This is a genomic window from Solwaraspora sp. WMMB335, assembly GCF_049179075.1.
In the GTDB taxonomy this organism is placed as follows: Bacteria; Actinomycetota; Actinomycetes; order Mycobacteriales; family Micromonosporaceae; genus Micromonospora_E.
Genome location: NZ_JBMHMF010000001.1, coordinates 4,195,373 through 4,214,395 on the forward strand (window position 1 = coordinate 4,195,373; position 19,023 = coordinate 4,214,395).

The following is a 19,023-nucleotide window of genomic DNA, read 5'->3' on the forward strand; positions in this document are numbered from 1 at the left end:
CGCTCCGACATGGTCCGCTCAGGCGAAGTAGTGGCCCTTGTCCAGGTCCTCGATCAGCCCTGGCTGGACCGGTCGCCAGTCGAGCAGCGCGCCGGTTAGCGCGCCGGACGCCGGCTGGTCGACCGCGAGAATCGGGCCGAGGAACCCGAACTCCTCGGCCGGCCGGGACGCCACCGGCAGGTTCAGGTGGCGGCCGATCGTCTCGGCGACGTCGCGTACTCGCACGCCCTCGTCGCCGATCGCGTGCAGCACCGACCCGGCCGGGGCCCGCTCCACCGCCAGACGGAACAGGTGCGCGGTGTCGCGTACGTGCACCGCCGGCCAGCGGCTCGATCCGTCACCGACATAGCCGGCGACCCCGGTGCGGCGAGCGGTGTCGACCAGCGCGGCGATGAAGCCGGGATCGCCCTCGCCGTGCACCGTGCGGGGCAGCCGTACGACGGCCGCGCGCACGCCGTGGGTCGCCGTACGCAGGGCGGTCCGGGCGTTCTCGAACCGTTCGGCCAGCAGGCCGCCGACGTCGGGCTCGTCGCGCTCGGTCGCCACCCGCCCCGGGACGACCGGCGTCCCGGAGGCGATGACGAACGGCTTGCCGGAGCCGTCGAGCGCGGCCCCCATCGCTTCGATGGCCTGGGCGTCGACCCGCAGTGATGCCTCGAACCGGCTGAAGTCGTGGATGAACGCGAGGTGGATGACGCCGTCGGAGTCGGCCGCACCGGAGCGCAGCGAGTCCAGGTCGTCAAGGTCGCCACGCAGCGCCTTGGCGCCCATCGCGTCGATGGCGGCGGCCGAGGAGTCCGACCGGGCGAGCCCGACGACCTCGTGGCCCGCGCTGATGAGTTCCGGAACGACGGCCGAGCCGATCCAGCCGGACGCGCCGGTGACGAATACCCGCATGGGTGCCTCCTGAGTTCGGTGACGTCACCACCCGGAACCGAGTGATGGGACTTGGTCTCATCACTCTAGCAGATGATGAGACCAAGTCCCATCACGTAGACTCATCGGCATGGGCCGGTGGCAGCCGAACGCACGCGAGCGCCTGCAGGGTGCGGCGCTCGAACTGTTCCTCCAGCGCGGCTACGAGAACACCACCGCAGCGGAGATCGCCGAACGGGCCGGGCTGGCCAAGAGCACGTTCTTCCGGCACTTCGCCGACAAGCGGGAGGCGCTGTTCGGCGGGCAGGACGTACTCAACCGCATGTTCGTCGACGCGATCACCGGCGCGCCCGAATCGGCGACACCGATCGAGGCGCTCCGCGCGGCCCTGCTGGCGGCGGCGACCTTCTTCGGTCCGGAACGGCGGGCGTGGGCACAGCGCCGCCACACCGTCGTCGAGGCCAACAGCGAGTTGCGGGAACGTGAGCTGCTCAAGCTCGCCGGCCTCACCGCGGCGATCGCCGGCGCGCTGCGCGAACGCGGTCTGGCCGACCCGACCGCGAGCCTGGCCGCCGAGTTCGGCGGCCTCGCCTTCCGCAACACGTTCGCCCGCTGGATCGACCCGGCGAACCATCTGGACTTCGCCGACGTCGCGCGCCAGGAGCTGGACGGGTTGCGAGCCGCGACCGCCGCTCTGATCTAGCGCCGGCGGCCCCTGGTCAGCCCTTCCGACCAGGGCTCACGCCGGTCAGGGTGCGCTTGCGCGAATCGGGAGCGGAGGGCGTGGGATTCGAACCCACGAGGACGTTGCCGCCCTACCGGTTTTCAAGACCAGCGCCATCGGCCACTAGGCGAGCCCTCCTGGTGCGACGGAGCCCGCAACGTCGGCCTCCGCACCGCTGCGCCTAGTGTGCCACGGGCGGTCAGGACCCGCCCGCGCCGTGGGTTAACGCGGCAGTAGCCGACCCCCGTCGCGTGGCGGCGGTCTCCTTGGCCGGGGTTGACCCGGCGCGAACGGCGGTGACCCGGTAAGACTTATCCCATGTACGCGATCACCGTGCCGCAGCCCGGCGGACCCGAAGCCCTGATCTGGGACGAAGTGCCCGACCCGACGCCCGGCCCGGACGAGGTGGTCGTCGACGTCGCCGCCACCGCCGTCAACCGGGCTGACCTGCTGCAGCGGCAGGGCAACTACGCGCCACCGCCGGGTGCTGCGCCGTACCCGGGTCTGGAATGCTCCGGAGTGATCAGCGAGGTCGGCGCGAACGTCACCGCCCACCGGGTCGGCGACGAGGTGTGCGCGCTGCTGTCCGGCGGCGGGTACGCCGAGCGAGTCGTCGTACCGGCTGGTCAGCTGCTGCCGGTGCCGGCCGGGGTGAGCCTGGCCGACGCCGCCGCGCTGCCCGAGGTGGCCTGCACGGTCTGGTCGAACGTGGTCAAGCTTGCCGGCCTGCGCTCCGGCGAGACCTTCCTGGTGCACGGCGGCGGCAGCGGCATCGGTACCTTCGCCGTCCAGCTCGGCGCGGCGCTCGGCGCCGTGGTCATCACCACGGCCCGGGCGGCGAAGCACGAACAGCTGCGCGCGCTCGGCGCGCACCACACGATCGACTACCCGGCCGAGGATTTCGTGACGCGGTGCCGGGAGCTGGTCGACGACGGCCATGACGGTGTGGACGTGATCCTGGACATCGTCGGTGCCGCCTACCTGGCCCGCAACGTCGACGCGCTCGCCACCGGCGGCAGGTTGGCGATCATCGGGATGCTGGGCGGGCGCAAGGCGGAGCTGAACATCGGCGTGCTGCTGGCCAAGCGCGGCACGATCTTCGCCACCGCGCTGCGGTCACGGCCGCTCGCCGAGAAGGCCGAGATCGTACGCCGGGTGCACGACCAGGTCTGGCCGCTGGTCGGTTCGGGGGCGATCCGTCCGGTGGTCGACCGCCGGCTGCCGCTGGCCGAGGCGGCACAGGCACACCGCATCGTCGAGAGCAGCGACCACCTCGGCAAGGTCCTGCTCGTCACCGGCTAGCCGCCCGGCCCGCCGGTGCGGTCATACCGGCTTGCCGTCGAGCAGGATCCGCGGGCCGGGACCGCCGGTGGCGAGCCGGTCACCAGGGTTGCTCAGCGTGCAGTTCTGCAGCGACAGGCAGCCACAGCCGATGCAGCCGGTCAGCTCGTCGCGGAGCCGGGTCAGCAACGCGATCTGGTCGTCGAGCCGGGCCCGCCAGCGGCGGGACAGCCGTGCCCAGTCGGCCTTGTTCGGGGTACGCGAGGCGGGCAGCTCGTCCAACGCCATCCGGATTTCCTCCAGCGGCACCCCGATCTGCTGCGCGATCCGGATGAACGCGACCCGGCGCAGCTCGGCGCGCTCGTACCGACGCTGGTTTCCGCCGGTGCGCCCGGCCCGGATCAACCCGAGCTGCTCGTAGTAGCGCAGCGCCGACGATGCCACCCCGGAACGTGCGGACAGTTCGCCGATGGTCAACGCATCCTGCATCACACCGCCCTTGAGTTCAAGTTAACTTGAAGTTGCACGCTATCGGCATGACCGCACCCACCGCCACCGGCCCGGCCCGATCCGGCCCGACCCCGACCGGGTACCGGGCGTTGGCTCCGCTGCTGCGCCGGCTGACCGGGGACGAGAAGCACGAATCAAGTACCTACTCGACCTTGGACGTGCTCTGGGTCCTGTACGACCGGATCCTGCGGGTCGATCCGCAGGCGGTCGACGCGATCGACCGGGACCGGTTCGTACTGTCCAAAGGGCATGGACCAGCCGCGTTCTACGCCGTACTCGCCGCCAAGGGCTTCTTCCCCGACAGCTGGCTCGACGACCTCGCCGGACCGGACAGCCCGCTCGGCCACCATCCGGACCGGCTGCTGGTGCCGGGCGTGGAGATCGGTTCCGGCTCGCTCGGACACGGCCTCGGACTCGGCGTGGGCATGCTGCTCGGGCTGTGCGCCCAAGGGCTGACGCCCAGCTCCGGCCGCCCGGCTGGCACCGGCACCGGCACGGGTGCGGGGACGGGTGCCCGGGTGTACGTCCTGGTCGGCGACGCCGAACTCGACGAGGGCGCCAACCACGAGGCGATCGCGTACGCGGGCAGCCGCCAGCTCGGCGACCTGACCGTGATCGTCGTCGACAACGACTCGGCCACCCACGGTTGGCCGGGCGGGGTGGCGAGCCGGTTCACCGTCAACGGCTGGACGTCGGCGACGGTGGCCGGCCGAGACCATGATGCGCTGGCCGTCGCGCTGGCCGGGCACGACGGCAACCACCCGCATGTCGTGGTCGCCAGGATGCCCGCCAAGTACGTCACGACCGCCCCACCGGGAGCTGACGATGCGTGACGCGTTCACCCGGGTGGCCACCGCGCTGCTCGACGACGATCCCCGTACCGCGTTGGTGCTCGCCGACATCTCCGCCGACGCGTTCGCGCCGGCCGCCCGGCGCCACCCGGACCGGGTGCTCAACGTCGGCATCCGCGAACAGCTGATGATCGGCGTGGCCGGCGGACTGGCGTTGACCGGGCTGCGCCCGATCGCCCACTCCTACGCGCCGTTCCTGGTAGACCGGGCGTACGAACAGATCAAGCTGGACCTCGATCACCAGGGCATTGGGGCGGTGCTGGTCAGCATCGGCGCCTCGTACGACGCGGCGGCGGAGGGGCGCACCCACCAGTCCCCCGGCGACGTCGCCCTGATCGACACCACCGGGCGGTGGACGGTGCACGTACCGGGTCATCCGGACGAGGTGGGACCGCTGCTGCGGGCGGCGGCAACGCACGACGAGGCGGTCTATCTGCGGCTCGGCGCCCGCGGCAACGCCGATGCTCACATTGGCCGAGCGTCGGGCCGGCTGGTGACGGTGCGTCGGGGCAGCGGGGGAGCCCCGGTCGTCGTCGCGGTCGGCCCGATGCTCGATCCGGTGCTGGCGGCGGTGACCGGGCTGGACGTGACGGTCACGTACACGAACACGCCCCGGCCGCTGGACACCACCGGCCTGCGCGCCGCCGTCACCGATCATGATGCACCGGACGTGGTGCTGGTCGAGCCGTATCTGGCCGGCACGTCGAGCCATCTGGTCGCCGAGGCGCTGGCCGCCCGGCCGTACCGGCTGCTGTCACTCGGCGTGGGTCGCGACGACCTGCACCGGTACGGCAGCCCGGCGGATCACGATCGCTGGCACGGTCTGGACCCGGTGGGCCTACGCCGCTCGATCACCCAATTCACCCGATTCACCCCGACGATCTTGGCCTAATCGCGCGACAATCTCGACATATCTTCTCGATAAGTCCAAGATCGTCGGGAAGGGGCGGCAGGGGCGGACGGGAAGGGGCGGGGTGTCAGGGGCGGCGGGTACGTTCGCGGCCCAGAATCCACAGCGCCTCGACGCCGTCGCGCCACGTGATCTTCTTGCCTTCCTCCCGGCCCCGCGCGCGGTAGGAGATCGGCACCTCGTACGGGCGAATCTTGCGTCGCAGCAGCTTGCCGGTCACCTCCGCCTCCATGCCGAACCCCCGCGACCGGATGTTCAGCGAGCGGTACAGCGACAGCGGCAACAACTTGAAACAGGTTTCCAGGTCACCGATATACGAATTGAACAGCACGTTCGCCGCAGTGGTGACCGCCTTGTTACCCATCACGTACCAAAAGCTGTACGCGCTGTGACTGCCAAAGGTGCGATTGCCGTAGACCACGGTCGCCCGCCCGTCCAACACCGGGTCGAGCAACTTGGGGATGTCCTGCGGGTCGTATTCCAGATCCGCGTCGAGTATGACCATGTAATCGCCCTCGGCGGCGTCGACCGCCGTACGGATCGCCGCGCCCTTGCCGGCGTTGCGCGGATGGGTGATCACCCGAAGCCGCACGTCGTCGGTGCGTCCCAGGATCTCACCGGTGCCGTCCCGGCTGCCGTCGTCGACGACGACGAGCTCGATCTCGCACGGGTAGTCCACGGCGAGCGCCTGCTTGAGGGCGTCCCCGACGCGTTCCTCCTCGTTGTAGACCGGCATGAGGATCGACAGCTTCACGGTGGTCTCCGAACGCAAATGACGGCAGTCGCCCTAGACTAGCCTGATCAGCTCAGTATCACGCGGCCGGCGACACACCACGCGTCGACGGGTGCCATCGGCAATCGTGTCCGGTGATGGTGTTTACTTCCGGCCATGCCAGCGGGCTGGATTCTCGTCCTCATTGCACCGCCGTTGTTCCTTGGTCTGACCGGTTATGTGCTGCGGTCCGGGTCCCGGGCCGTGGCTGGCACCGCCGCACCACGCCGGCTGGCGTTGGTCAGGGCCGCCGTGCTGACCGGCGGGTTCGCGGTGCTGGTGGTGGAAGTGCTCGGCGTCGCCGAGGTGTTGACCGGCTGGGCGGTCGGTGCGGCCTGGCTGGCCGCGCTGGCCGTGATCGCCGCACTGGTCGGGCGGCGGTGGCGGCGGGACCACCAACCGGACGTACGCCGGCGTCAGGTCGTTGCCGCGTCGCTGGCCCGGGTCCGCACGGCATGGTCGACGGCGCCGTGGCCCGAACGGCTGCTCGCCGGTTCGATCGGTGGGATGCTGCTGATCGAACTGGTGGTGGCGTTGCTCGCGGAGCCGAACAACTACGATTCGCAGACCTACCACCTACCGAGGATCGAACGCTGGGCGGCACAGGGCAGCCTGGAGTTCTGGCCGACGATCATCCATCGACAGGTGACAATTCCACCGGGTGCCGAGTACCTACTGCTGCACCTGCGCCTGCTCACCGGCACCGACACGTTGTACAACCTCGTACAGTGGTGCGCCGGGATCGGTTGCCTGCTGGTCGTCACCCGAATCGTCGCGCAGTTGGGCGGCGGTCGCCGGGCCCAACTGATCGCTGCCTTCGCCGTCGCCACCACCCCGATGGTGGTGTTGCAGTCGACCAGTACCCAGACCGACCTGGTGGTCGCGGCGTGGGCCGGCTGTGTCGCCACGCTCGCGCTGGACGGCCTGCACCGGCCGGCACGCGCAGGTGCGGTCCTCGCGCTGGGTGCCGCCACCGGGCTCACCGCGCTCACCAAGACCAGCGGCCTGCTCGGTGCCGGCCCGATGCTGGCGCTGTGGGGACTCGGGCAACTACATCTGTCCGGGCACCTGCGCCTGTCCGGATGGCTGCGTCGGCCGACGGCGGTGCTGCGTACGGGTGCGGCGTCCCTGGTCGTCCTGACGGTGGCGGCGGCGCTGGTCGGACCGTACCTGGCCCGGGTGTCCGCGGAGTTCGGCCACCCGCTCGGCCCGCCCCAGTTGCGCGAGTCGATTCCGATGCAGCGCCACGACCCGGCCGCTGTGCTGGTCAACGGGCTGCGGGTGGGCCATACCGCGCTGGACACCCCGTTCGCGCCACTGCGGGCCGGCACCGCGACGGCGATCACGGCGATGGCCACGGCGGTCGGCGTCGATCCGCAGGATCCCGAGATCACGTTCATCCGTACCGAGTTTCCGGTACCGGCCTGGTACCCGGACGAGGACCGGGTGGCGTTCCCGCTGGCCGGCGGGCTGGCCCTGGTGGCCGGAGCACTCGCGCTCGTCCGGCCACGGTTGGTGGCCCCGGCCGCGCCCGGTGCGGCGCGGGCGTACACGGCAGCGGTCGCGGCCTCCCTGCTGCTCTACTCCGCGATGATCAAGTGGCAGCCGTGGGGAAACCGGCTGTTGCTGTTCAGCCTGGTGCTGGCCACCCCGTTGGCCGGGCTCTGGCTCGATTCGATGTTCCGCCGACGAGCTGCGGCGCGCCGGTCGGTGGCGGTGTTCGCGGCCGTGACGGTCCTGGCCACCTCCGCTCTGGCCGGCGTGCTCGCGGTCTCCTACGGTTTCCCGCGCCGGCTGGTCGGCACGGGATCGGTGTTCACCACCGACCCGTGGGAGACCCGGTTCCTGCGCCGGCCACACTGGGCGGCGGAGTTCCGGTGGGCGGCGGGCGAGGTACGCCGTACCGGTGCCCACCGGGTAGGTCTGGTGCAGCAGCACAACAACTGGGAGTACCCCTGGTGGCTGTTGCTGCCGGACACCGAGATCGTGCAACTGCGGTCGATACTGCCGCACCGGCCGCCCGCCGATCCGGCATCGGTCGATGTCATCGTGTGCACCGGCCGCCGGGACCACTGCGACGAGTTGGTCCCGGACGGCTGGCAGGTGCGATACCGGGAGTATGTGGCCTTTGCCGCCCCGCAGGCGTGACACCGCACGGCGGTGGTGGACGGTAATCTCGGCACCATGGGCGACAAGGACGAGCTACCAGGGCCGAGGCGGCGCCGCCCTCCGGTCTGCCCGAAGTGTCTCGGCGCCGGAAAGGCCTTCACATTTGCCCTGATCAGTGGCCGGACTCGGGAGGTCTGGCTAAAGTGTTCGGCTTGTTCCGGCTCGATTCAGTCGACCGTCACCGGGCCGTGACGGATCAGGCGGCTGCGCCGCTGCGCGCGTCGAGCGGACGGGCCAGGAAGGCGTAGCTCAGCAGCGCCTCGACGTGGTTCGCGTGTTCGGCGTCGCCGGCCTTGATGGTGAACCGCTCCCGGACGTCGTCGATCGCGGTGACGGCGAGTTCGACTGTCGCGGTACGGGGGTCGGTGGTCCAGGTCGCATGGGCGAGGTGACGCAGCTCGCTGTTGAGATGCAGCCGCAGGCGGCGCCACAGCAGCGTCTCCTGGGTCACCACCAAGCGGCGTTTGGTCAGCATCAGCAGGTACTCGCCGTGCATCGGCTGTTCGGGACGCTGGCACCGGGCGACGAGGACGGTGCGTTCGTCAGGGGAGACACACCGGCGAAGCACCGGCATGTGCCGACTGGTCGTCGGAATGGGCACGCCGCTCTCGGCGGCTGCAGGCAAGAACGTGCGGGAGAAGACGTCCATGTCGTGTTAACGACAGGTCAACGTTCCATGACTCGGGGTGACGGTCAAATTTCAGCTACAGAATTTCTACGATGGTGGCGTTGGCCATCCCGCCGCCTTCGCACATCGTCTGCAGCCCGTAGCGGATCCGGTTGGCGCGCATGTGATGCAGCATCGTCGTCATGATCCGGGCACCGCTGGCCCCGAGCGGATGACCGAGCGCGATCGCCCCGCCCCGCGGATTGAGCCGGGCCGGATCGGCACCCGTCTCGATGAGCCAGGCAAGCGGTACCGGGGCGAATGCCTCATTAACCTCATAAACCCCTATCTCATCGAGGCTCAATCCGGACCGGCGCAACACCTTGGCGGTGGCCGGGATGGGCGCGGTCAGCATCATCACTGGGTCGTCACCGGTGACCACCGCGCTGTGTACCCGGGCCAGTGGCCGCAAGCCGTGCGCCCGCGCCCACTCGCTGGTCGTGACGGCGAGAGCGGCGGCACCGTCGGATATCTGCGAGGCGGAGCCCGCGGTCACCACCCCGTCCACCCGAAACGGGGTAGCCAATTCGGCGAGCTTGGCCAGTGAGGTGTCCCGGCGGATCCCCTCGTCGGCGTCGACCTTGTCCGCGGCCGCGCCGGCGGCGTGGTCGGCACCAGGAGTACCGGGCAGCGGAACCGGCGTGATCTCCGGGGCGAATTCGCCCGCGTCCTGTGCCGTCGCCGCGCGCTCGTGGCTGGCGAGTGCGAACTCGTCGAGCGCGGTACGCGACAGACTCCACCGAGCCGCGATCAACTCGGCGCCGACCCCTTGACTGAACGGGACCGGCTCGTCCGGCTCGCACCCGTCGACATCCCGGTAGCGGTCGCGGACCTGGTCACCGAACGGGCGCCCGGTGCCCGTGCTGACGCCCATCGGGACCCGGGTCATCGACTCGACGCCCCCGGCTACCACCAGATCGGCCTGCCCGGAGATGACCGACGCCGCCGCGAAGTGCAGTGCCTGCTGACTGGAACCGCACTGCCGGTCGATGGTGGTGCCCGGCACGGATTCCGGCCACCCGGCGGCGAGCGCCGCGTTGCGGCCGATGTTCCAGCTCTGATCGCCGAACTGGAACACGCAGCCCCAGATCACGTCGTCCACGTCGGCAGGGTCCAGGCCGGTACGCTCGGCAAGCGATCGTAGTACGTGGCTGGACAGCTCGACCGGATGCACCGACGCCAGTGCACCCTTGCGCCGCCCGATCGGAGTCCGCACCGCGCCGACGATGACCGCGTCCCTCATGCCCGCTCCCCCAGCAGCTAGCCGCTACTCCTCGGTAACTTGATTGTCGAATCGTACGCCTCTGCCGGGCGGCTGGCATCCTTGAGGTGAGCTGGGTGCCGCACCGGCAGACGTCGCCGAGGCGCTGCGTACGCTCCGCACGACGCGGCACCGATCCGATGCAGGCTGATCGGGCAGGGCACGGACCGATCAGCCGCCGGCCTGTGCCAGCGCGATCCGGGCGACCGTCAGCAGGATCAGGAACAGCAGTACGGCACCGCAGCCGACCGCCTGCACCACGGTCCGGTTGGTCCGCGGCGCGTAGGCCAGGATCACACCGATCAGCGCCCCGGCCACCAAACCGCCGAGGTGCCCGGCGATCGACAGACTGGACACGGTGAAGGTGAGGACCAGGTTGATCACCAGGATGCCGACCACCGCCGAGGTGTCCCGCTTCAGCCGGCGCAGCACGATGAAGAAGGCGGCGAACAGACCGAAGACCGCGGTGGACGCGCCGGCCGACAGCGCGTTGGGGTCGACCAGGTACGCCGCCACGTTGCCGCCCAGTCCGGCGATCAGATACAGCGCGAGGAACCGGGCCGGCCCGAGCACCGCTTCCAGGTTGCGGCCGAGCACCCACAGCGCCCACATGTTGAACAGCAGGTGCAGCAGGCCGTAGTGGATGAACATCGCGGTGACGAGGCGGTAGACGCCACCACCGTCGATGCCGACGAGGACCTCTCCGTACGCCGGAAGCGCACCGGCCAGCACGTCGCCGTTGGGCCGTACGGTCACGTCCGGCCCGATCACGCCGCCGAAGGCGTGCAGCCAGCCCGCGCCGGAGAACAGCCCCGCGCCGAGTAACGCACCGCCGGACATCGCCAGACCGACGACCGCCACCAGGGCGTTCAGGCCGATCAGCACCTTGGTGACGTAGCCCGCCTGGCCGGCGGCACTGCCACCGAAGGCAGTGCGCGCCGACCGCTGAGTGCGCCGCCCCTCGGCGACGCACTCGGGGCACTGGTGTCCGACCGCCGCGTCCCGCATGCAGTCGGGGCAGATCGACCGCTCGCACCGGGCGCACCGGACCCAGGTTTCCCGTGACGTGTGTCGGTAGCAGACCGGCACGGTCGGGGCTGGATCACTCATCGCGCCGCCTCACTGCGCCGCCGCGTACCGGCGGTCGACGGCTCCACCGGCCGGCGGTCGTCCCGGTGCGTCCTCATGAGCGCCAAGGTTACCCCGGCCGCAGACCGACCACTGCTCGTGATCATTCCGGTGCCGGTCGCCCGGTCGGCCCGCCGCCGGTCGGTGTGCCAGGGACCGTCAGCCGCCGACCCGCTCGATGTCCACCCGACTGATCACGACGTCACTGAGCGGGCGGTCCGCCGGGTTGGTGGGCGTGCTGGCGATCGAGTCCACCACCTTGGCCGAGTCCTGGTCCGCGACCTGCCCGAAGATGGTGTGCCGGTTGTTCAGGTGCGGAGTCGGGCCGACCGTGATGAAGAACTGTGAGCCGTTGGTGCCCGGCCCGGCGTTCGCCATCGCCAGCAGGTACGGACGGTCGAACCGCAGCTCCGGGTGGAACTCGTCGGCGAAGGTGTACCCCGGGCCGCCACGGCCGGTGCCGGTCGGGTCACCCATCTGGATCATGAATCCGCTGATCACGCGGTGCGAGATGGTGCCGTCGTAGTACGGCCCACTGCCCGCCTGACCGGTCCGGGGATCGGTGTATTCGCGGGTTCCCTGGGCCAGCTCGATGAAGTTGCGGACCGTCTTCGGTGCGTGGTTGGCGAACAGCTCCAACCGGACCGGTCCGTGATTGGTGTGCAAGGTGGCGTAGACAGCCTCAGCCACGGGTACTCCTCAGTTGTTGGTCAGTTCCATGCGGATCCTCCCATGTGCCCGATCCGGTAGCACGGAGGCATCCGAAGGTGGAGGATGACGACGTAACGACAGCACAGGAGGTAGGCAGCGGTGTTGAGAATCTCCAGACGCGCCAAACGGCGGGACCTCGTCAGGACGGAGCTCGGCGAGAGTCTTGATCATTTCATGCAGGCGGCGACCCACGCGGCTGGGGGTGTCGGCGCGTCCGTCGGGCCGCGGGTCCACGCGGCCCGCGATGCCGTGGCACCCACCGCTGCCCGGGTCCGCACGTCCGCCGCTGACGGAATGTCGCGGACGATGGCCACCCTGGCTCCGCTCGCGGTGGCGGCCGCCGACGGTGCCCGGCAGGCCGGCCGGGCGACGAGAAGCGCCAAGGGTAGGACCATGAAGGCGGCGAAGCCGGCCCGGATGAAAGCGATGAAGGCCAAGGCCAAGAAGACCACGTTCACCCCGTCGGGTGGCAAGGGCAGCGGTCGGCGCTGGCCACTGGTCGTCGGGGTGCTCGCGGCCGGGGCGGCGATCGGCACCCTGGTCGTACGGCGTCGCCGCGCCGCGCAGTGGGAGGAGTACGACCCCGGCCAGGCGCTGGATTCGATGCGCGCCGCAGCGACCGCGACCCACGAGTCGGATGCGCCCGAGGCCACCGAACCGAGTGGCACACCGGCCGCCAAGGCGACCGACAAGGCGACGGGCCAGCCCTAACGCCAGTCCCGAGCGGTCCCGGACAGATCGAGCGGGTCGGCACGCGCCGGCCCGCTCAACGGGTCAGAGCCAGCCGTTGCGGCGAAACGAGCGGTACAGCACGAGCGAGATGCCGAGCATCAACGCGAGAACGATCGGGTAGCCGAACGTCCAGTCGGTCTCCGGCATGAACTCGAAGTTCATCCCGTAGATGCCGGCCAGCGCGGTCCACACCGCCGCGATACCCGCCCACGCGGCGATCTTGCGCATGTCGTTGTTCTGCGCGACCGTCACTTGCGCCAACCGGGCCTGCAGGATCGAGTTGAGCAGGTCGTCGTACCCGTTGATCTGCTCGACCACCCGACTCAGGTGATCCTGCACGTCGCGGAAGTAGCGCCGGATCTCGACCGGCACGTCTTCGTTGATCTCCGCGGTGAGGGTCATCATCGGCCGTTGCAGCGGGGCGACCGTACGTTTGAATTCCACCAGCTCGCGCTTGAGCTGATAGATCTCGTGGACCTTGTCGTTGGCCTCGGGCGAGAACACGTCCGCCTCGACGGTGTCCAGGTCGGCCTCCACCCGGTCGGTGACCTCCAGATACAGGTCCACCACGCGGTCGGTCACCGCGTACGCCACCGCCCACGGCCCCTGCACCATCAGGTCCCGGTTACGTTCCAGGTCGGCGCGCACCGGGGAGAGCCGGCAGGCGTCACCGTGCCGCACGCTGATCACGAAGGCGTGCCCGATGAAGAGCATCACCTGGCCGGTTTCCACCACCTCCGAGTCGCCGGTCAGCTTCTCGTGGTCGACGTACCGGGCGGTCCGGAGCACCAGGAAGTTGACCTCGCCGAACTGTTCCAGCTTGGGCCGCTGCTCCGCCTTGACCGCGTCCTCCACGGCGAGCTCGTGCAGCCCGTACGTGTCGGCGATGCCGGCCATCTCGGCCAGGCTGGGCTCGTGCAGCCCGAGCCAGACAAACGCGTTGCGCTCCCGGCGGGCGGTGGCCAGCGCCTCCGGGTGTTGCCAGGAGCCGGGCTGGCGGATGCCCTCGATGTACAGCGCGCAGTCGACGATGCCGCTGCGTGGCGGCTCGGGTGCCGGCTGCGGCGCGGGCGGGGGATCGGCCGAGTTGAGCATCCGGCTGACCGCACGTACCGGGGCGGTCCAGGCCCGGGACAGGGCCCGGCCGCTACCACCGTCCGGCCACCGCTGCTGCCCGCGATCCTGCTCCGCCATCGCAGTCTCCTTCCGCCACCTGCCAAGCACAGCAAACCACCGGGCGGCACGTCGCCGGGCGGGCTTGCGCGCCGTCGGTCGCAGGTGCCGGCCGACAGGTGTCGGCCGCCGCGTGGTGCCCCTCCTCTCACACCCAGACCGGGCCCGGACTACGCGGCGCGCACCGCGTCGATCGCCGCGGCCAGCCGACGGACGCCCTCGTCGATCTGGTCCACCGTCACCGCCGAGTACGCCAGCCGCAGCGCGTGCTGACCGCCGTCGAGCAGGAAGTCACTGCCCTTGACGACCGCCACGCCGCGCTGCGCGGCGGCCGGCAGCAGCGCGTCGACCGCCACGTCGTCCGGCAACTCGACCCAGAGGAAGTAGCCACCGTCCGGCTCGGTGAAACGTACGCCCGGAATGTGCGCGCGCAACGACTGCGCCAGGACCCGGGCCCGCTGCGCCAACGCGGTACGTACCGTGGCGATGGAGCGTTCCAGATCACCGGAGACACAGAACTGGTGCACGATCGCCTGCGCGACCATGCCGGGCGAAATGTACAGGTTGGTGGCCCGGGCGGCGATCTCCTTGATCAGCCCGGCCCCGCCGACCAGATAGCCGACCCGCACACCCGGGCAGACCGTCTTGGTGAAGCTGGAGGCGTGCACCACGACGCCGGTGGTGTCCAGCGAGAGCATCGACGGCAGTGCCTCGCCCCGGAACCGGATGTCGGCGTACGGGTCGTCCTCGAAGATGGTGAACCCGAACTCGGCCGCCAACTCCAGCAGGGCCTGCCGCCGGGCCAGCGACAGGGTCACGCCGGCCGGGTTCTGGTAGTTCGGGATGACGTGCGCCAGCCGGGGCCGGACGCCCGACTCCAGCAGCTTGCGCAGCTCGTCGGTGTCCAGCCCGTCCGGCGTGACGGTCACCGGATGCACCTCTGCGCCGAGCGTGCGCAGGTTGAGCAGCGTCCGGTCGTACGTCGGGCGTTCCACCACCACCGCGTCGCCCGGCCTGACCAGGTGGTCGAAGAGAAACGCGTCGGCCTGCAGCGAGCCGTTGGTGACCAGCACCCGCTCCGCCGCGACACCGTGCTTGTCGGCGATCCAGCGGCGCAGCGGCGGGTAGCCGACGGAGGTGCCGTAGGCGGTGACTCCGGCCGGGTCGGCGTCGAAGGCGCGGACCGCCGCGGCCTTGAGCCCGTCGATGTCGACGATGTCCAGCGAAGGCGCCCCACGGGCGAAGGAGATCAACTGCTCGGCGCTCATGGTTGTCCAGCGTACGGCGTGCGAGCGCCGGTGCCCGGGGCGGAGTGCGGCAGAACACCCGCTGCCGGACACCCGCTGCGGACGCCCGCTGCCGCCGAGGGGACCCGCACCCTGCCGGACGGACCGGTCCGACCTGGTTCTTTCCCCGTTACGCTCGCTACTGTCACAGGCGTGTCCCGCCACCCCCCTCAACCGCTGCGGTGCGTAGCGGCCCTGATCGTCGACGACGACGGCCGGATCTTCTTCCAGCGGCGTTCGCCGCAGCGCCGGCTGTTCCCGAACACCTGGGACATCGCTGGTGGGCACGTCGAGCCAGGCGAAACTCTGATCGAGGCGCTGTACCGGGAGGTGCGGGAGGAGACCGGGTGGACGGTCTCGCACATCCTCGCCGAAGTTGGTGACTACACGTACACAGGCGACGACGGGATCGCCCGGCTGGAGACCGACTACCTGGTCCGGGTGGACGGCGATCTGACCCGCCCCCAGCTCGAAGCCGGCAAGCACACCGAGTTCCGCTGGTTGGGTGCCGACGAGCTCGCCGTCCTCGACGAGTCCCGCGAGGTCAACGACGGGCTGATCCGCCGGATCGCGGACAACGGCTTCGCCGTGCTGCGCGCCCTGGGCCTGTGAGCACCACCACGGACCAGCTGTGGCTGCCCGGCCACCGGTGCGCGGCGCTGATCGCGCCGGCGATCGACCGGGTCTTCCGGGCGGCCATGTCGGCCGGAACCGACGCCGGGGCCGAGCTGCGGCAGCGGTACGGCGGTCCGGCGGCGATCGGATTCCTGGTCGACCTGCGTACCCGGCTGGCCGCCCCGGGTGGCACGGTCGACGCGGCCGGGTTCGCGGCCGTCACCCGGTACCAGGAGCCGGCCAGCTGCCAGCGGATGCTGGACAAGCAGGTCGCGTACGGGATGGTGGTGCGTCATCCGGACGGTGCGTTGCGGGCCACCGAACGCGGCGGCGCGTTCCTCACCGAGCTGTACGCCCTGCACGCCGCGGTGACCGCGACCATCTGGGGTGGCGAACCCGCCGCCCGGCTCGCCCGGCTGGTCGACCTCACCGGCCGTCTGCTGGCCGAGGCACGCGCCGACGGGCAGCAGCAGCCGTCGCCGAGCGCCTTCGGCGCGCTCGCCCCGCCGTACGAGCCGGAAGGCACTCCGGCCGGCGTACTGCTGCTCAACCGGCTGGAGGTGCTGCGCCACCACCGCGCGGACGCGCACGCCGCCGCCTGGGCCGCGGCCGGGCACACCGCGCGCAGCATCGTCGGCCTGCCGCCCGGCCCGCAGCGACTGGCCATCGAGCAGGAGACCGACCGCCGGGCCGCCGGGCCGTACCAGGCGCTGGATCCGGACCAGCGCGTGACCCTGCTCGCCGACCTGGCTGCCTTGCCCGGTTGAGCCGCTATCCTCCACCGATTACCCTGACCCACCCCCCACTTGCCCTGACCCACCCCTCACTGTAAGGAACGCCCTGATGATCGGTCTCGTACTCGCCGCCGGAGCGGGACGGCGACTCCGCCCGTACACCGACACCCTGCCCAAGACACTGGTGCCGGTCGACGGACCGACCACGATTCTGGACATCGGGTTGGGCAACCTGGCCGCCGCCGGGCTGACCGACGTGGTGGTCGTCGTCGGCTACGCCGCCGACGCGGTCCGCAGCCGGCAGGCCGATCTGGAGGACCGGCACGGCGTCAAGCTCACCCTGGTGCCCAACGACCGCGCCGAGGAGTGGAACAACGCGTACTCGCTGTGGCTGGCCCGCGACCATTTCGCCGCCGGAGCGCTGCTGGTCAACGGGGACACCGTGCACCCGGCGAGCGTCGAGCAGACGCTGCTGGCACGCCGGGGACCGGGCGTCCTGCTCGCCGTCGACACCGTCAAGAAGCTCGCCGACGAGGAGATGAAGGTCGTCTTCGACGGTGCCGGCCGGCTCACCCGGATCACCAAGCTGATGGACCCGGCGGACGCGCACGGCGAGTACATCGGTGCCACTCTGATCGAGGCGTCCGCTGCGGCCGGGCTCGCCGATGCGCTGGAAGCCACCTGGCGGCGTGATCCCGGCCGGTACTACGAGGACGGTTACCAGGAGTACGCGGAGCGTGGCGGCGAGGTACGGGGCGCGCCGATCGGCGACGTCCCCTGGGTCGAGGTGGACAACCACGACGACCTGGCCAAGGCCCGGGAGATCGCATGCCGCTACTAGCCCGTACCGTGCACACCCCGCTCGCCATCGACGTCCGCCGCGGTGCCGTCGCCGGCCTGGGCACGCTGCTGGCCGACCGACGGATCTCCCGTGGCGGTGAGGTCGCCGTCGTGGTCGGACCTGGCCAGGGCGAGCGGATCGCCGAGCTGATCGCCCCCGGACTCGGCCGCGCCGACCTGTTCACCGTCGCCGGCGGCACCCTGGATTCCGCCCACGAGCTGGGCGAGAAGCTGCGGCGACGCTCGTACGACGCGGTGGTCGGCATCGGCGGCGGGAAGACCATCGACACCGCCAAGTACGCCGCCTCGCGGTACGCACTCCCGATGGTGAGCGTGGCGACCAGCCTGGCCAACGACGGGATCGCGTCTCCGGTGGCCTCGCTGGACCACGACGGCGGGCGGGGCTCGTACGGCGTACACATCCCGATCGCGATCGTCGTCGACCTGGACTTCGTCGAGGACGGTCCGGACCGGCAGACCCGGGCCGGCATCGGTGACGCGCTGAGCAACCTCAGTGCGGTCGCGGACTGGGAACTGGCGCATGCCGTACGCGGCGAACCGATCGACGGGCTGGCCGTCACGCTCGCCCGTACCGGGGCTGAGGCGCTGCTCAACCATCCGGGCGGGGTGGGCGACGACGCGTTTCTGACCACGCTTGCCGAGGCACTCATCCTCGGCGGGATCGCGATGGCGGTGTGCGGTTCGAGCCGGCCGGCCAGCGGCGGCTGTCACGAGATCTCGCACGCCCTCGACCTGCTGTTCCCCGGTGCCGGTTCGCACGGCGAGCAGGTGGGACTGGGTGCGTTGTACTGCACCTACCTGCGGGGTGACCTGCCCCGGTTCCGGCAACTGGCGACGGCGCTGCACCGGCACGGGCTGCCGACCCGCCCGGCCGACCTGGGGCTGACCGACGACGACTTCGTCGCGGCGGTCGTACACGCTCCGCACACCCGGCCGGACCGCTACACGATTCTCGAGCATCTGCATCTCGATGCAGACGCCGTCCAGGGGCGGCTGGCAGAATACCTCGGTGCCTTTAGCATCCCCTCAAGGTGAACATACGGTTGCCACGCCGCATCTGGACGACTTCTATCGAGCGAACAGAGGGGGCGGACTGTTCAGCGAAGCGGTCAGTCAACGGCTCGGTGCCGTCTTCGCGCTCGCCGGTGCCCGAGCCGGGCTGGCCCCGACCGTGCTGACCGTGGCGAACCTGGCGCTGGGTCTGGCCGCCTCGACCACGGTGATCGCCACGGCCGGCGCGACGGCGGACGGGTCGGCGCCGGCCTGGCTGATCGGACTGGTCGCGCTGGTCGGCTGGCAGTTGGCGTACGCCCTGGACTGTGCCGACGGACAGTTGGCCCGGGTCACCGGCCAGGCCAGTCCGGCCGGTGCCCGGGTGGACGTGCTGTGCGACGTGGCTGCCCAGATCGCCCTGGTGACCGCCTTGTCGGCGGTGGCACTGGCGCAGCGGCCGGCAACTCCGATCTGGCTGATCGCCGCGTTCGCCGGAACCTGGATGGTGAACCTGGTGACGTCGGTGATGCAGGCCGGCCCGAACGCGGCCAGCATGCTGAAATCGACGTCGGTACCGGTGCGGCTGGTGAAACTGGTCCGCGACTACGGCGCGGTGGTCTTCATCGCCGGCGTCGTGCTCGCCGCCGTACCCGCCGCCGCGTTCTGGCTGATCGCCGCGTTCACACTGGTCAACGGCGGATTTCTGGCCGCGAGCATCGCTTTCTCCGCCCGCGCCGCGCTGCACTGAGCCGGCCACGGTACGCCGACC

20 protein-coding genes and 1 tRNA gene are annotated in these 19,023 nt (G+C 70.7%); 11 read left to right on the top strand and 10 right to left on the bottom strand.

All coding sequences use genetic code 11. The features are described from left to right. Positions 1–18: 18 nt before the first annotated feature. Positions 19–897: an SDR family oxidoreductase gene (locus ACN27F_RS17985; protein ID WP_421434823.1), complete on the bottom strand. Its 879-nt coding sequence runs from the start codon at positions 895–897 to the stop codon at positions 19–21. Between the two features lie 109 nt (positions 898–1,006). Between ACN27F_RS17985 and ACN27F_RS17990 the strand changes: the two genes are divergently transcribed. Beyond that, positions 1,007–1,579: a TetR/AcrR family transcriptional regulator gene (locus ACN27F_RS17990; RefSeq protein WP_421434824.1), complete on the top strand. Its 573-nt coding sequence runs from the start codon at positions 1,007–1,009 to the stop codon at positions 1,577–1,579. 72 nt (positions 1,580–1,651) lie between these two features. On the opposite strand, the gene ACN27F_RS17995 is transcribed toward ACN27F_RS17990, so the two are convergent. Then, positions 1,652–1,738: transfer RNA gene (locus ACN27F_RS17995), tRNA-Ser, on the bottom strand. A gap of 180 nt (positions 1,739–1,918) precedes the next feature. Between ACN27F_RS17995 and ACN27F_RS18000 the strand changes: the two genes are divergently transcribed. Further along, entirely contained in the window at positions 1,919–2,902 is a 984-nt protein-coding gene (locus ACN27F_RS18000; RefSeq protein WP_421434826.1) for an NAD(P)H-quinone oxidoreductase, read from the top strand. A gap of 21 nt (positions 2,903–2,923) precedes the next feature. Here ACN27F_RS18000 and soxR read toward each other — a convergent pair whose 3' ends face one another. After that, a complete protein-coding gene (soxR, locus tag ACN27F_RS18005) occupies positions 2,924–3,370 on the bottom strand; it encodes a redox-sensitive transcriptional activator SoxR (protein ID WP_421434827.1) in 447 nt (148 codons plus the stop codon). 47 nt (positions 3,371–3,417) lie between these two features. Between soxR and ACN27F_RS18010 the strand changes: the two genes are divergently transcribed. Further along, the gene (locus tag ACN27F_RS18010) at positions 3,418–4,224 is read left to right on the top strand and encodes a transketolase (RefSeq protein ID WP_421434830.1); all 807 of its coding nucleotides are present in this window, start codon (positions 3,418–3,420) and stop codon (positions 4,222–4,224) included. After that, positions 4,217–5,134 carry a transketolase family protein gene (locus tag ACN27F_RS18015; protein ID WP_421434832.1) on the top strand — a complete coding sequence of 306 codons (918 nt, stop codon included), beginning with the start codon at positions 4,217–4,219 and terminating at the stop codon, positions 5,132–5,134. The genes ACN27F_RS18010 and ACN27F_RS18015 overlap by 8 nt, the downstream gene beginning before the upstream one ends. A gap of 85 nt (positions 5,135–5,219) precedes the next feature. On the opposite strand, the gene ACN27F_RS18020 is transcribed toward ACN27F_RS18015, so the two are convergent. Beyond that, a complete protein-coding gene (locus tag ACN27F_RS18020; RefSeq protein ID WP_421434833.1) occupies positions 5,220–5,906 on the bottom strand; it encodes a glycosyltransferase family 2 protein in 687 nt (228 codons plus the stop codon). Positions 5,907–6,041: 135 nt separating this feature from the next. Here ACN27F_RS18020 and ACN27F_RS18025 point away from each other — a divergent pair, with 135 nt between their 5' ends. Beyond that, on the top strand, positions 6,042–8,072 hold the full coding sequence (locus tag ACN27F_RS18025; protein WP_421434835.1) for a hypothetical protein: 2,031 nt from the start codon (positions 6,042–6,044) through the stop codon (positions 8,070–8,072). 217 nt (positions 8,073–8,289) lie between these two features. Here the strand turns inward: ACN27F_RS18025 and ACN27F_RS18030 are convergent, their stop codons facing one another. The 4 genes from ACN27F_RS18030 to ACN27F_RS18045 all read right to left on the bottom strand — a co-directional run bounded on the left by ACN27F_RS18030 (position 8,290) and on the right by ACN27F_RS18045 (position 11,839). Continuing rightward, entirely contained in the window at positions 8,290–8,694 is a 405-nt protein-coding gene (locus ACN27F_RS18030; protein ID WP_421434837.1) for a hypothetical protein, read from the bottom strand. 103 nt (positions 8,695–8,797) lie between these two features. Continuing rightward, positions 8,798–10,003, bottom strand: a complete 1,206-nt coding sequence (locus tag ACN27F_RS18035; protein WP_421434839.1) for a thiolase family protein — start codon at positions 10,001–10,003, stop codon at positions 8,798–8,800. 189 nt (positions 10,004–10,192) lie between these two features. Next, positions 10,193–11,131 carry a rhomboid family intramembrane serine protease gene (locus ACN27F_RS18040; RefSeq protein WP_421434841.1) on the bottom strand — a complete coding sequence of 313 codons (939 nt, stop codon included), beginning with the start codon at positions 11,129–11,131 and terminating at the stop codon, positions 10,193–10,195. 177 nt (positions 11,132–11,308) lie between these two features. Further along, positions 11,309–11,839, bottom strand: coding sequence for a peptidylprolyl isomerase (locus ACN27F_RS18045; protein WP_421434843.1), 531 nt, complete (start codon positions 11,837–11,839; stop codon positions 11,309–11,311). Positions 11,840–12,034: 195 nt separating this feature from the next. On the opposite strand from ACN27F_RS18045, the gene ACN27F_RS18050 reads away from it, so the two are divergent. Further along, the gene (locus tag ACN27F_RS18050) at positions 12,035–12,571 is read left to right on the top strand and encodes a hypothetical protein (RefSeq protein ID WP_421434845.1); all 537 of its coding nucleotides are present in this window, start codon (positions 12,035–12,037) and stop codon (positions 12,569–12,571) included. Between the two features lie 63 nt (positions 12,572–12,634). On the opposite strand, the gene ACN27F_RS18055 is transcribed toward ACN27F_RS18050, so the two are convergent. Both ACN27F_RS18055 and ACN27F_RS18060 read right to left on the bottom strand, forming a co-directional pair. Continuing rightward, positions 12,635–13,786 carry a magnesium and cobalt transport protein CorA gene (locus tag ACN27F_RS18055; RefSeq protein WP_421434847.1) on the bottom strand — a complete coding sequence of 384 codons (1,152 nt, stop codon included), beginning with the start codon at positions 13,784–13,786 and terminating at the stop codon, positions 12,635–12,637. 149 nt (positions 13,787–13,935) lie between these two features. Then, positions 13,936–15,033 carry a PLP-dependent aminotransferase family protein gene (locus tag ACN27F_RS18060; protein WP_421434849.1) on the bottom strand — a complete coding sequence of 366 codons (1,098 nt, stop codon included), beginning with the start codon at positions 15,031–15,033 and terminating at the stop codon, positions 13,936–13,938. Between the two features lie 171 nt (positions 15,034–15,204). Here ACN27F_RS18060 and ACN27F_RS18065 point away from each other — a divergent pair, with 171 nt between their 5' ends. The 5 genes from ACN27F_RS18065 (at position 15,205) to ACN27F_RS18085 (ending at position 19,002) form a co-directional block, all read left to right on the top strand. Next, positions 15,205–15,663 (top strand): NUDIX domain-containing protein, encoded by a 459-nt coding sequence (locus ACN27F_RS18065; protein WP_421434851.1) that lies wholly within the window; start codon positions 15,205–15,207, stop codon positions 15,661–15,663. Beyond that, positions 15,660–16,433, top strand: coding sequence for a hypothetical protein (locus tag ACN27F_RS18070; protein WP_421434852.1), 774 nt, complete (start codon positions 15,660–15,662; stop codon positions 16,431–16,433). Before ACN27F_RS18065 ends, ACN27F_RS18070 begins: the two co-directional genes overlap by 4 nt. A gap of 76 nt (positions 16,434–16,509) precedes the next feature. Then, positions 16,510–17,241, top strand: coding sequence for a sugar phosphate nucleotidyltransferase (locus tag ACN27F_RS18075; protein ID WP_421434854.1), 732 nt, complete (start codon positions 16,510–16,512; stop codon positions 17,239–17,241). Further along, complete coding sequence (locus ACN27F_RS18080; RefSeq protein WP_421434856.1) at positions 17,229–18,296, top strand: iron-containing alcohol dehydrogenase family protein; 1,068 nt, start codon at positions 17,229–17,231, stop codon at positions 18,294–18,296. The genes ACN27F_RS18075 and ACN27F_RS18080 overlap by 13 nt, the downstream gene beginning before the upstream one ends. Continuing rightward, positions 18,271–19,002, top strand: a complete 732-nt coding sequence (locus tag ACN27F_RS18085; protein ID WP_421434859.1) for a CDP-alcohol phosphatidyltransferase family protein — start codon at positions 18,271–18,273, stop codon at positions 19,000–19,002. The genes ACN27F_RS18080 and ACN27F_RS18085 overlap by 26 nt, the downstream gene beginning before the upstream one ends. Positions 19,003–19,023 lie beyond the last annotated feature (21 nt).